An 11,739-nucleotide genomic window follows, 5' to 3' on the forward strand; every position below is an offset into this window, starting at 1 on the left:
GGTGCGCGAGGCGGTTCGCCCGCTCGTTCAACTCCCCGTACGTCAGCGACACATCGCCCGCCGTAACCGCGACCGCCCCCGGCGTCGCCGCAGCCCGCAGTTCGAACAACTCATGCACCGTACGGTCACCGGAATCAGCCGCCACGGCCTGGCCCGACACCTGAGCCCGCTCGGCCTCGCCCAGCATCCCGACCCGCACCAACGGTACCCCTGGCCGCTCAAGCACGCCTTCGAGCAGCCGCGCGAAGTGCCCAGCCATCCGCTCGATGCTCGCCGACTCGAACAGCTCCCGCGCGTATACCAACCGCACCGTCAACGAACCGTCCGCACCCTCCAGCACCTGCAGTTCGAGGTCGCACTTCGCCACACCCCCCGAGACACCGAACGGCTCGACCACCACACCCGGCCCCAGCAGCCCACGCTCGCCGGCGGCACCCTCCTCGTGCATGGTGAAAGCCACCTGGTAGAGCGGCGTGCGCGACATGTCGCGCTGCGGCTCCAACTCGTCGACCAACCGGGCGAACGGCACGCCCTGGTGATCGAACGCCTCCAGCACCACCGGCCACAGACCCTCCACCAGCTGTGCGAAGCTCCCCCGCGCGTCCCAGCCGTGCCGGATCACCACACTGTTGATCCCGTACCCGACCAGCGACTGCAGCTCCGGACGCCCACGGTCCGACACCACCGTGCCGACCGCCACATCCTCCCGCCCCGCCCAACGCGACAGCAGCACCTGGAAGGCACCCAGCACCACCACGAACGGCGTCACCCCCAGACCCGCCGCCACCTCACGCACCCGACCACCCACAGCGGCCGGCAGCACCACGTCCACCTCACCACCGAGCGCCGACCGTACCGGCCCACGCGCCCGGTCCAGCGGCAGTTCCAACGCGCTCAGCCCCGCCAAACGCTCATCCCAGTGGGCCAGTTCACCCGCCAGACGATCACCCGACATGAACTCCCGCTGCCATGCCGCGAAATCCGCGTACTGCAGCCCGACCTCACCCAACGACGAACCCCGGCCAGCCGCGAACGCCCCGTAAAGCGCGCCCAGTTCGCTCAGGACAAGCCTGTTCGACCAGGCATCGCAGGCGATGTGATGGAACACCACCAGCAGCACATGATCCGCCTCACCCAGACACACCAGCACCGCCCTCACCGGCCACTCACGCTCCAGATCGAACGCGCACCCGCACTCCGCCGCCACCCGTTCGAACGCCCGCTCCTCCCTGGCGCCCCGCGCCACCCCGGTCAGATCCACCAGCTCCAGGCCCGCACCCGCCGACTCCGGAGCAGACACGGCGTCCACCACCTGGACCGGCTCCACACCCTCCAGCACATACCGGGTCCGCAGCACCTCATGGCGCGCCAACACCTCCCTCCAGGCCCGCTCCAGGGCGCCACGATCCAGCACCCCGCGCAGCCGCAGCGCCGACGGCACCAGATACTCCGTACTGGACGGATCAAGCCGCTGCAGGAACCACATCTGCTGCTGCCCGAACGACAGCACGAGAGGGCCCGAACGGTCGACGGGACCGATCACCGACCGCCGACCATCAACACCCCTACGCCCCGCCAAACGCCGGGCCAACAGCTCCGCACGCACCGAACCCGCCCCACCCGACCCCGAAACTCCCGACCCGGAAACACCCCGCGCGGTCATCTTGCATCTCCTTCGGACGTGGTTCGGTGAGTCGCGGGCTTTGCGCACCCGCGTAAGGCGGGGTGGCTCATTCGGTACCCCGTCGTCGATCGTCAGGGGCCTGGTCATACCGGCCCTATACCGGTTCCATATCGCCGACCCGGCCCACCGGAGCGCCCGACGCAGCGGGCGCAGCAGGCGGCCGCTGCCGTCCCGCCCGCCCGCCTCCGAGTGTCGCCTGTGACCAGCAGATGTCTGACGAATGGTCAATGTGGCTATGACTTCGATTAGTTGACCCTTGCTAGCTCAACCGGGCACCTGCTAACTTTCATTGGCATGAGCCAAGTAGCGGATGCGGGAGTCTCCGACGTCACTGGAGACAGCCTGGTGCGGATCTTGGCCACGCTCTCCAATCCGCACCGCCTGCGGGTCATCGCCGCGGTGGCCCAGCGGCGGAACTACGTGAGCCGGCTGGCGCGCGAACTCGGCATCAGTCGGGCGCTGTTGCAGGTGCACCTGCGGAAGCTGGAAGCAGTGGGACTGATCTCCTCCGAGCTTGAACTCTCCGAGGACGGCAAGGCTCTGAAGTTCTACCAAGCGACTTCCTTCGCCTTCTATCTCACTCCCCAGAGCATCATGACGGCAGTCGAAACACTGCACATGGAGAGCTCGACCGAGGTCTCCGGAGGCTCCGGCAGCGCGGCGAACAAAGAGAACTACCAAGAGACAGGAACGTCATGACGATCTATGACTCGGACGCGATCATTCTGACCCTGGGTGCGCTCCTCCTGATCGCCCCGGTCATGATCGTGGCCATCCGGCAGCGGGCCGCCACCTCCCGGGCGAAGGAGGTCCTGGCGCGGGAGCAGGACTACCAGCGCCTGGCCCAGACCTCGGTCAGCGTCCAGGAGCTGACCGACCAGAAGCTGACCGAGATCGCCATCCAACTGGCCGACATCAGCGCCCGGATGGAGTCCGTCGAACGGACCTTGAAGGAGATCGACTAACCCAGCCGCCCGGGGTGGGGAACAAGGGGGGACCGCTCATGAGGCTCAACGGCGAACCGGCCGACGTCTACTGCGATGCCGGACTCGGTGGACCGGCCGACGCCGACCTGCGGGTCGGCGAGGTGCTCGTTCCGGCTCTGCCGCACAGTGGTTGGGCGATGCGCCCGGGGTGCGGCGGCAGCGGCCGGCCAGCCGTCGAGGTCTACGACGGCGAAGACTGCGTGGACGTGCTGGTCGCCACCAGACTGGTACGCGATCCCTTGCGTGGTGCCCGCCGCGGCGGGAGCGGGAAGCACTCCTGGACGCTCGCCTGGGGGCGACTGCCGCACGGCGTCGAACACGTCTACCTGGAGTTTCGCCGCCGCCGGCTGGTTCGCATCATCTCCCCGGTGATCGTGGCGGGCCAATTCTGGATCTGCGAGGTGCCCGGAAGCTACTCGTCGGTTGCCGCCTTCACCGACGGCGTCCGCCTGGCTTCGCTCACCGTCGGTTGATCCCGCCCACCGGCTCTCGAAGACGCCCGCGCCGACTCGACCAGCTCGCACGGATCGCACAGCCCGGAAAGCTCGTACCAGAGGGGAATTCCATGTTCACCACCGCTCGTTCGCGCCGCGTCGTCGGCGCCCTGCCCATTGCCGCGGCCTGCGCCGTCCTCGCCATGTCGCTGACCGGCTGCTCGGTGGGCGGCGACGCCAAGTCCGACACCCTGTCCTACGACGCGGGTGGCCCCGCGAACACGCTCCGGGTCAAGAACCTCGGTGGCCGCATCGAGGTCGTCGCCGGCGATCAGAACACCATCAAGGTGAGCGAGACCTACACCTACACGGACGGCAAGCCCAAGACCACGCACTCGCTGCAGAACAACGAGCTGAAGCTCGAAGCGACCGGCTGCGGGTCCGTCAGCATGGGCGGGAAGTGCGACGTGACGTACAAGGTAGAGGTTCCCCGCGACACCACGACCCATCTGGAGGGCTCCGGCGGCTCCATCACGGTCACCGGCCTGTCCGGCACCACCTACGCCGATATCGGCGGTGGCGGCGTCGAGGTGAAGGCCTCCACGGCCAAGAACGTCACCGCACACTCCGGGGGCGGCAGCGTGGCGGTGCAATTCACGGAAGTGCCGGACAAGGTCGAGGCGACCACCGGCGGCGGCTCGGTGTCCGTCAAGGTGCCCAAGGGCTCCTACGCGGTGGACACCGGCGACACCGGCGGCCGGCTGCGTCACGTCACGGTGGACGTCGACTCCAACTCGCCCCACAAGATCAAGGCCACGACCGGCGGCGGCTCGGTCGTACTGGAAGCGAACTGACGTTCCACTTGGTCCGGGTAGTCAAGCCGTCCCGGTGACCGGGGCGGATCCCCTCCGCGGGCGGTGATCCGCTCGGGCATCAGGCCACCACGGAGTGGCTCACCGGAACGGCCGACCGCTCCTCACCTCCCCGCTCCCAGGCCAGCGCCCAGGTCAGCCGGTGGAACTGGTAGCGGTCCGGGGCGTTCTCGGCCGAGGCCAGCAGGTGGGCGTCGATCAGGGTGTCGATCAGGTCCAGCGCCGCGTCGTCCGAGGTCTCCAGCAGCACCGCCGCGCTGCGCAGCGAGAAGGGCCCGGTGCCGAGCTGGGCGAGCAGTTCCAGAGCCCGGCGTTCGCAGGTGGGGAGCTGGTTGTGGCTCACGACCAGGCTCCGGCGGACTCCGAGGTCGCCGAGCTCCAGTTCGTCCAGCAGGCTCCCGCTGTCGGCGAGCCGCTTGGCCAACCGCCCCAGGGACCAGTGCGGGCGGCGCGCCAACCGGGCGCCGCTTATCCGCACCGCGAGCGGCAGGTAGCCACCGAGCGCGACGATCCTGGCCGCGGCCTGCGGCTCGTTCGCCACCCGCTCCGCACCGATCAGGTGCGAGAGCAACTGGACGGCCTCTTCGGAACTGAACGCCCCCAGCTGCATACGGCGGACCCCCTCCAGCGCCGCAAGGCTGTGTCGGCTGGTGATCAGCACTCCGGATTTGTCGGTGGCAGGCAGCAGCGGCCTGATCTGTTGCTCGTCCTTGGCGTCGTCGAGCATGATGAGCAGCCGGCGCTCGGCCACCTGGCTGCGGTAGATCCGGATCAGCTCGGGCAACCGGTCGGAGCCCATGTCGACCACCCCGAGGGTCCGCAGCAGCTCGGTGACCGCCTCAGCCGGGGTGATCGGGTGCGGGCCGTTGCCGCCAAGGTCGAGGTGGATCTGCCCGTCCGGGTACTCGTCGCGGATCCGGTGCGCGACCTGTGCGGCCAGCACGCTCTTCCCGGTCCCGGCCATGCCCACGATCGCGCAGACCGACGGCGACCCGCTCTCTCCGGACCTCACCCGAAGTGCCTCGGCCATCTGCTCGACTTCCCGCTCCCGACCGGTGAAGTCCATGGGCACCGGCGGCAGTTGCGCCGGCTGGTGGGCCTGGAGCCGCCAGCCGGACGACGCCGGCTGCGTCCGGTGAACCGGCCTGACGGCCTGCTCGGGCACCTGCCGGGCCTCGATGGTCTCCAGCTGGATCCGTTGATCGTCGATCAGGATCGCCTGGTGGATCTCCTGGAGTTGCCGGCCGGGTTCCAGACCGAGGTCCTCGATCAGAAGCGACCGGTAGTCCTGGTAGGTGCGTAGGGCCTCCACCTGCCGGCCACAGCGGTACAGCGCCAGCATCAGCTGGGTACGCGGGCGCTCCCGGTGCGGGTGGACGACGACCAACGCCTTGAGCTCGGAGATCAGCGCCGCGTGCCGGCCCAGCATCAGTTCCGCCTCGATGCGGTCCTCAACGGCGACCATCCGGGACTCCTCCAGGCGCGGCGCCTCCACCGAGGCCAGGTGCTCGCTGACCCCGGCGAGGGCCGGGCCGCGCCACAGGGCCAGGCCGTGCTGGAAGTTCTCGGCGGCCTCCTCCAGGCGCCGCTCGCCCATCAGGACACGGCCGCGGGCGACGTGCTGCTCGAACTCCAGCAGGTCCAGGCCGACGGAGGGGAAGCGGAAACGGTAGCCGGGGCGCTGCCGGTCGATCTCCACCTCACTTCCCAGCAACCCGCGCAGGCGGGACACGTAGGTCTGGATCTGCGACTGTGCGGTGCCCGGCGGCTCCTCGCCCCAGAGCATCTCGCCGAGTACGGCGTCCGAGACGACCCGGCCCCGCGCGAGCAGGAACAACGCCAGCACGGATGTGACCTTTGACCCGCGCAGATCGATTCGCCGGTCGTCCTGCCAGGCTTCGACCGGTCCCATCAGCAGAAATCTCATGGCGTCTCCCCCGAGGACATTTGAGCGCGCACCGCGTCGCGTTCCCGGGCCGCGGTAATCGGTTCGCTACGTATTCAAACACAGCTCCGAGATGCCAGCGCCCCTTCCATCCGGGATCCGGCAAGAACCGGTGTGCCAAGAACGACCAAGAACGACATACCTGATCCACCCGGTGGGCCAGGAACGTTTCAAAGTCCCGGTGATCGTCCGGACGGCCTGGCGCTTGAAGGGGCCGCAGGAGACGTGGCGCAGGCCGGCGGCGATCTTGCGGTGCCCGGCGGCGCGAAGGGCATTGATGGCGAAGTTGCACAGTTTCGCCGCATTCTCGGGCCGTGGCCGGTGCGGGTCCTCGAAACGCCCTCACGGAAGGCGGTGTCGCGGACAAACCGCAGCCGGTTCTCGATGACCCGATGCGACCTGGCGAGTTGGCCCAGGCACTGAGGTGCTGAGATGCCGAGATGCCCGTCTGATGCCAGGTCACATCCGTGATCACGCAGACGGCCTGGCGGCCCAGCCGGATTGCGCCGACCCGCAGGCTCACATGATCACCAGGACTTTGAAACGCCCCGGCCCGGCACGCGGGGCAGGGGCCGGTCCGAACGCGCGGATACTGACGTGCTACCAGCTGAATCCAAGGTTCCAGTACCAGCAGTTCAGAATCCAAGGTTCCGGTATCGGTAGTACAGAATCCAAGGTTCCAGTACCAGCAGCACAGAATCCAAGGTTCCGGTACTACCGATGTCCGACGTAGTAGAATTGACTATGGGTCAGCGGTGGCGGACCTGTTACTGTCGTCAGATGCCGGGAGTGCACCCTTGGGGGGCGGCCTCATCGTGACCGGCGCCATGCCGTGCGAACGGCACGCCGAGTGCGTCGACCCCGACCCCGCGCATTTGCCGCCTGAGCGGGCTCGCACATCCCTACCGAAACGGTCGATACGGCCTTCCGGCTCTCGCCGGATTCCCGCCGATTTCGTCCGCTCGCGCGTCCTGAACCCCGAGCTTCGCAAGTCCGCCGGATCTCCGCGAAAAGCCATCGAACTCATGCCCTCCTTCCTTGCCGAGGGCTATCTCTCACCTGAAGGAGCGAGTGGTGAACAGCCACGCTGCGCGGCACCTGATATCCACGGTCGACCTGAGCGACGCCGAACTGCGGGCCCTGGTCGAGCGGGGCCGCGAGTTCTCCCGGGAGTCCGTCCGCTCCGGCGACCAGCTGGCGGGCCTTGTCGTCGGGATCAACTTCCTCAAGACCTCGACCCGCACCCGGACATCCTTCTCGGCCGCGGCGCTGCGGCTCGGCGCGGGCATCATCAGCTTCGGTCCCGACGACCTGCAGATCAACACCGGAGAGACGCTGGAGGACACCGGCGAGGTACTGTCCCGGATGCTCGACCTGCTCGTGGTGCGCTCCGCCGGCGACCCGGGCGACCTGCACGCCTTCACCGGGCAGCGGCGGATGTCGGTGATCAACGCGATGACCGCCGACGAGCACCCCACCCAGGCGGTGACCGATCTCATCACGCTGCTGCGCCACTTCGGCCGGATCGAAGGCCTGCGGATCTGCTACGTGGGCGAGGGCAACAACACCGCCGCCGCACTGGCCCTGACTCTGAGCCGGTTCAAGGGTGTCCACCTGCGGCTGTGCACTCCGCCCGGCTACGGCCTGGCCCCGGCGACGCTGCGGCGCGCGCTCGCCAACGCCGAGGAAGCCGACGCCACCGTGGTCGAGGTGCACTCCATGGACACTCCGCCGGCCGGCTTCGACGCCTTCTACGCGACCCGCTGGCAGACCACCGGCACCAACAAGCCCGACCCCGACTGGCGCCGGGTCTTCGCGCCGTTCCAGGCGACCGCCGCGCTGTGGGACGCCAGCCCCGACGCGGTCTTCCTGCACGACCTGCCGGCCCACCGGGGCGAAGACGTCACCGCCGAGGTGCTGGACGGCCCGCACAGCCTGGCCTTCGACCAGGCCGAGAACAAGATGTACGCCGCCATGTCCGTGCTGGAGTGGTGTGCCCGGCGGAACTGAGGACCGGCCGAAAACCAGCGACAGGGTAGTGGCGCGGCACGGCCAGAGGCCGCCAGAGCGTTGTGATGGGAACGGCAGAAGTGATCTATGAAAGAGTTTCGGATATCGTCACCGACGACATATTCCTCCAATTGTCCGGATTCGTCTACGACATGCAGGTCTTCCTGAAACTGGAGGGGCTGAACCCGGCCGGATCCGTCAAACTCAAGACCGCCGTCGCGCTGGTCGAATCGCTGGAACAGGCCGGAACGCTGCGCCCGGGCTGCCGGGTCATCGAATCGTCCTCGGGCAATCTGGGCGTCGCCCTGTCCGTGGTGTGCGCGGCCAACGGGTACCCGTTGACCGTGGTGACCGACCCCAACGCCACCCGCCAGTCCGTGCGGGCCATGCAGAGCCTGGGCACCGAGGTGGTGGAGGTCACCGCCCGGGACGCCAACGGGGGCTACCTGCAGACCCGGCTCGACTACATCCGCCACCGCCTGGCCGGCGATCCGCGCCTGATCTGGCTCGACCAGTACGCCAACCCGGCCAACCCCCGTGCCCACCGCGACCGGACCGCCCGCGAGGTCCACCGTGGTCTGGGGACCGTCGACGCACTGTTCGTCGGAGCCGGCACCACCGGGACCCTGATGGGCTGCGTCGAGTACTTCTCCCGGCACAGCCCGCTCACCCGGGTGATCGCCGTGGACTCAGTCGGCTCGGTCACCTTCGGCGCACCCCCCGCGCCGCGGTATTTGCCGGGCCTCGGTACCAGCCGGCTGCCCGAGATCTACGTCGAGAGTGACCGGTTCGAGCGGATCCTGATCCCCGAGGCCGACACCGTGGCGATGTGCCGGACGGTGGCCTCCCAGTACGGCCTGCTGACCGGCGGCTCCACCGGTACTGTGCTGGCCGCCGTGCGCCGGCTCGCCCCCACCCTACCGACCGGCTCCCGGATCGCCGCGATCTCACCCGACCTGGGCGACAAGTACCTCGACACGGTCTACGACGACTCCTGGGTCCTGGAGCACTACACCGACAGCACCCTCACCGGCGGCGGCGAGCTCGCCGGCCTCGCCCACAGCACTGCTGGCTGAGACCGCCGACCGGCCCGAACAGCTCCAGGAGAGAACAGCCGTACCCAGAGCCCCTGGGCCCACCGGTCTTACGAGTGAGCAGGACGAACCCACGCTTGAAAGGTAGGACAGACCCATGACGAGCTTCAGCGTCGTTCCCGGCGCGGCCGTCTCCCAGATCCTCGGCGCATCGCCGAAGGACATCCTGCGCGTCGTCACCGACACCTATATCGCACACGAACACGGCCGGTCGGTGAATCCCGACAGCTACTTCCTGCGATTCCCCGAGAAGCCCGATGCCCGGGTCATCGCCCTGCCCGCGTACCTCGGCGGAGAGGTGGACACCATCGGCATCAAGTGGATCGCCAGCTTCCCGGACAACGTCCGCCAGGGGCTGCCGCGCGCCTCCGCCACCCTGCTGCTCAACGACTACGCCACCGGGTACCCGATCGCCTGCTTGGAGGCCGCCGGTATCAGCGCCGCCCGGACCGCCGCTTCCGCCGCCGTCGCGGCCGCGGCGCTAGTCGGCGACGCCCGGCTGCGGGTCGCGGTGATCGGCGCCGGTGTCATCGCCCGCACCATCTTGAGCTACCTGCACGCCAACGGCCTCGCGATCTCCGACGTCCTGGTGCACGACCTGGACGCCACCAGCGCCGACCACCTGGCCGGCCACGCCGAGGGGCTGGGCCTGTCCGCCCGCACCGGCACCCTCCAACACGCGCTCGCTGCGGACCTGGTGGTCTTCGCCACCACAGCCGCCACGCCCTACGTACCCGGCGACACCCCGCTGCGCCCCGGCCAGGTGCTGCTGAACGTCTCGCTGCGCGACCTGGCTCCCGAGCTGCTGCTCGGCGCCAACAACATCGTGGACGACGTCGAACACTGCCTGAAGGCCTTGACCTCGCCGCACCTGACCGAACAGCTCACCGGCAACCGGGACTTCGTCACCGGGACACTCGGCGGGTTGCTGCTGGGCAGGTTCACGCTCGACCCCGCCAAGCCCACCGTCTTCTCGCCCTTCGGCCTCGGCATCCTCGACCTTGCGGTCGGGCACCACGTACTCCAGCAGGCCCGGGCGCAGGGCAGCGCCGTGGAGATCCCCGACTTCATCGGCGAGACCACCCGCTGGTGACGCGGCGACGGAGCGGGGGCACCACTTCACGGTGCTGCCCCCGCTCCGGCATCTGAAGGCCGCATCATGTGAAGGCCACAGCGTCGAGCGAGCGCTGGTAGATCCGGCGAAGCGCCCGACGGAGGAGACCTCGAACCGGGTGGTGCCGTAGCGCGGCGGCACCGTGGTGCCGGCGGCGCGCTGAACGATCTCCACCACTAACTCCGAACGGCCCTCCTGCCGCAGTAGTCGTACGGTTCCCGCCGCGGCCCGGCGCGCTCGGTGACGCCCTCGGCGAGTCCGGGGATCGGCAGCCGGTCGGCCACGACCAGAGTGACGAGGATGTCGAAGGCCGCGCTGCGGTCGGAGAGTTCCACCGGGCAGTCGAGGTATGGCGGCCGAGGTGAAGCGGCTCTCCGCAGCAGTTCGTGGCGCTCGACCGGCACGGTCAGCGCCCGTTGCGGCGCCTTCGCGCCTACAGCCGCTGCACCACTACCGGGACGCCCTGCGTCCTGGCCAGCTCCGCCTCGGCCCGACGGGCCGGCCTCTCCAACGCCTCCGGGTTCCTGCCGGGGCGTACGTCCTGCACCACCACGATTGACGGGCCCATATCGGCCTATGAGCAGCGGTGGCGAGAAAATATAGGTCCACCCGGAGAGTGGACAGCGACAACCGTCGTCGGCCGCTTGGGAGAACAGTGATGATTGGCCAGGAGGACTGGACCCCGCTCGTGATCGCCCCCGCCGACTCCGGGGTGGACGCCTCCGCGCGGGGGCTGATCGAGTACCTCCACGGTCTGGAGGACCTCGCCGGGCTGCTCACCCGGGAGAAGGCCCTGGTGTTCCGCGGTTTCGAGGTCACGCCCGCAGAACTCGACGAGGTGATGGATCTCCTGCTGCCCAGCCGGGTCGCCTACGTGCACGGCAACTCGCCACGCACCAAGGTCGGGAAGAACGTCTACACCTCGACCGAGTTCCCGCCGGAGTTCACCATCTCGATGCACAACGAGATGTCCTACGCCTACCACTGGCCGGCCCGCCTGCTCTTCTTCTGCGAGCAGGCCGCCGAGAGCGGCGGCGCAACGCCCGTGGTGGACGGCGTGCGGTGGCTGGAGTCGCTCGACCCGGAGGTCCGCGAGGCCTTCGCAGGCGGTGTGCGCTACAACCAGAACCTGCACGGTGGACGGGGTCTGGGCAAGAGCTGGCAGGACACCTTCGAGACCGAGGACCGCGCCGAGGTCGAGGCATTCCTCACGAAGACCGAGGCCGAGTGGGAGTGGCGGCCGGACGGCTCGCTGCGGACGCACCTGTTGCGCCCGTCCACCCTGCGGCACCCGGTCACGGGCACCGAGGTGTGGTTCAACCAGGCCGACCAGTGGCACGTCACCGCGATGGGCGACGACGTGGCGGCAGCGCTGGCCGAGATCATGCCAGCGGATGAGCTGCCGCAGTCGGTGACCTTCGCCGACGGGACGCCGATTCCGCCGGAGTATGTCCTGCAGGTTCGTGACCACGGCCTGGACAGCGCTGTCGACGTCGACTGGAACACCGGTGACCTGCTGCTGATCGACAACATCCTGGTGGGCCACGGCCGGCGTCCGTTCACCGGGCAGCGCCGCGTCCTCGTGGCGATGTGCGACTGA

12 protein-coding genes are annotated in these 11,739 nt (G+C 68.9%); 8 read left to right on the forward strand and 4 right to left on the reverse strand.

What is annotated here, in order from left to right; translation table 11 throughout:
* On the reverse strand, positions 1 to 1,543 hold a 1,543-nt coding region (locus ACFXHB_RS37410; protein ID WP_380580288.1), incomplete at its 3' end, for a condensation domain-containing protein.
* A 435-nt stretch (positions 1,544 to 1,978) separates the two neighbouring features.
* On the opposite strand from ACFXHB_RS37410, the gene ACFXHB_RS37415 reads away from it, so the two are divergent.
* The 4 genes from ACFXHB_RS37415 to ACFXHB_RS37430 all read left to right on the forward strand — a co-directional run bounded on the left by ACFXHB_RS37415 (position 1,979) and on the right by ACFXHB_RS37430 (position 3,958).
* The gene (locus tag ACFXHB_RS37415) at positions 1,979 to 2,383 is read left to right on the forward strand and encodes an ArsR/SmtB family transcription factor (RefSeq protein WP_380580290.1); all 405 of its coding nucleotides are present in this window, start codon (positions 1,979 to 1,981) and stop codon (positions 2,381 to 2,383) included.
* Positions 2,380 to 2,649, forward strand: coding sequence for a hypothetical protein (locus ACFXHB_RS37420; protein ID WP_380580292.1), 270 nt, complete (start codon positions 2,380 to 2,382; stop codon positions 2,647 to 2,649). The genes ACFXHB_RS37415 and ACFXHB_RS37420 overlap by 4 nt, the downstream gene beginning before the upstream one ends.
* A gap of 38 nt (positions 2,650 to 2,687) precedes the next feature.
* Positions 2,688 to 3,143 carry a hypothetical protein gene (locus ACFXHB_RS37425; protein WP_380580294.1) on the forward strand — a complete coding sequence of 152 codons (456 nt, stop codon included), beginning with the start codon at positions 2,688 to 2,690 and terminating at the stop codon, positions 3,141 to 3,143.
* A 92-nt stretch (positions 3,144 to 3,235) separates the two neighbouring features.
* Positions 3,236 to 3,958 carry a hypothetical protein gene (locus tag ACFXHB_RS37430; protein WP_380580296.1) on the forward strand — a complete coding sequence of 241 codons (723 nt, stop codon included), beginning with the start codon at positions 3,236 to 3,238 and terminating at the stop codon, positions 3,956 to 3,958.
* Between the two features lie 79 nt (positions 3,959 to 4,037).
* Here ACFXHB_RS37430 and ACFXHB_RS37435 read toward each other — a convergent pair whose 3' ends face one another.
* Complete coding sequence (locus tag ACFXHB_RS37435) at positions 4,038 to 5,903, reverse strand: BTAD domain-containing putative transcriptional regulator (protein WP_380580298.1); 1,866 nt, start codon at positions 5,901 to 5,903, stop codon at positions 4,038 to 4,040.
* Positions 5,904 to 6,995: 1,092 nt separating this feature from the next.
* Between ACFXHB_RS37435 and ACFXHB_RS37440 the strand changes: the two genes are divergently transcribed.
* The 3 genes from ACFXHB_RS37440 to sbnB all read left to right on the forward strand — a co-directional run bounded on the left by ACFXHB_RS37440 (position 6,996) and on the right by sbnB (position 10,118).
* Positions 6,996 to 7,931 carry an ornithine carbamoyltransferase gene (locus ACFXHB_RS37440; RefSeq protein WP_380580300.1) on the forward strand — a complete coding sequence of 312 codons (936 nt, stop codon included), beginning with the start codon at positions 6,996 to 6,998 and terminating at the stop codon, positions 7,929 to 7,931.
* Positions 7,932 to 7,996: 65 nt separating this feature from the next.
* On the forward strand, positions 7,997 to 9,007 hold the full coding sequence (gene sbnA / locus ACFXHB_RS37445) for a 2,3-diaminopropionate biosynthesis protein SbnA (protein ID WP_380580302.1): 1,011 nt from the start codon (positions 7,997 to 7,999) through the stop codon (positions 9,005 to 9,007).
* 115 nt (positions 9,008 to 9,122) lie between these two features.
* The gene (gene sbnB / locus ACFXHB_RS37450; RefSeq protein ID WP_380580304.1) at positions 9,123 to 10,118 is read left to right on the forward strand and encodes a 2,3-diaminopropionate biosynthesis protein SbnB; all 996 of its coding nucleotides are present in this window, start codon (positions 9,123 to 9,125) and stop codon (positions 10,116 to 10,118) included.
* A gap of 197 nt (positions 10,119 to 10,315) precedes the next feature.
* Here sbnB and ACFXHB_RS37455 read toward each other — a convergent pair whose 3' ends face one another.
* The gene (locus ACFXHB_RS37455; protein ID WP_380580306.1) at positions 10,316 to 10,474 is read right to left on the reverse strand and encodes a hypothetical protein; all 159 of its coding nucleotides are present in this window, start codon (positions 10,472 to 10,474) and stop codon (positions 10,316 to 10,318) included.
* 98 nt (positions 10,475 to 10,572) lie between these two features.
* Complete coding sequence (locus tag ACFXHB_RS37460; RefSeq protein WP_380580308.1) at positions 10,573 to 10,707, reverse strand: hypothetical protein; 135 nt, start codon at positions 10,705 to 10,707, stop codon at positions 10,573 to 10,575.
* Positions 10,708 to 10,797: 90 nt separating this feature from the next.
* On the opposite strand from ACFXHB_RS37460, the gene ACFXHB_RS37465 reads away from it, so the two are divergent.
* Positions 10,798 to 11,739: a TauD/TfdA family dioxygenase gene (locus ACFXHB_RS37465; RefSeq protein WP_380580310.1), complete on the forward strand. Its 942-nt coding sequence runs from the start codon at positions 10,798 to 10,800 to the stop codon at positions 11,737 to 11,739.

Source organism: Kitasatospora sp. NPDC059327 (genome assembly GCF_042752535.1).
Classification (GTDB): Bacteria; Actinomycetota; Actinomycetes; order Streptomycetales; family Streptomycetaceae; genus Kitasatospora.

Coding starts and splice junctions, on each gene's coding strand:
- ACFXHB_RS37415 (WP_380580290.1), top strand. CDS start 1,979: ATGAGCCAAGTAGCGGATGCGGGAGTCTCCGACGTCACTGGAGACAGC.
- ACFXHB_RS37420 (WP_380580292.1), top strand. CDS start 2,380: ATGACGATCTATGACTCGGACGCGATCATTCTGACCCTGGGTGCGCTC.
- ACFXHB_RS37425 (WP_380580294.1), top strand. CDS start 2,688: ATGAGGCTCAACGGCGAACCGGCCGACGTCTACTGCGATGCCGGACTC.
- ACFXHB_RS37430 (WP_380580296.1), top strand. CDS start 3,236: ATGTTCACCACCGCTCGTTCGCGCCGCGTCGTCGGCGCCCTGCCCATT.
- ACFXHB_RS37435 (WP_380580298.1), bottom strand. CDS start 5,903: ATGAGATTTCTGCTGATGGGACCGGTCGAAGCCTGGCAGGACGACCGG.
- sbnA (WP_380580302.1), top strand. CDS start 7,997: ATGGGAACGGCAGAAGTGATCTATGAAAGAGTTTCGGATATCGTCACC.
- sbnB (WP_380580304.1), top strand. CDS start 9,123: ATGACGAGCTTCAGCGTCGTTCCCGGCGCGGCCGTCTCCCAGATCCTC.
- ACFXHB_RS37460 (WP_380580308.1), bottom strand. CDS start 10,707: ATGGGCCCGTCAATCGTGGTGGTGCAGGACGTACGCCCCGGCAGGAAC.
- ACFXHB_RS37465 (WP_380580310.1), top strand. CDS start 10,798: ATGATTGGCCAGGAGGACTGGACCCCGCTCGTGATCGCCCCCGCCGAC.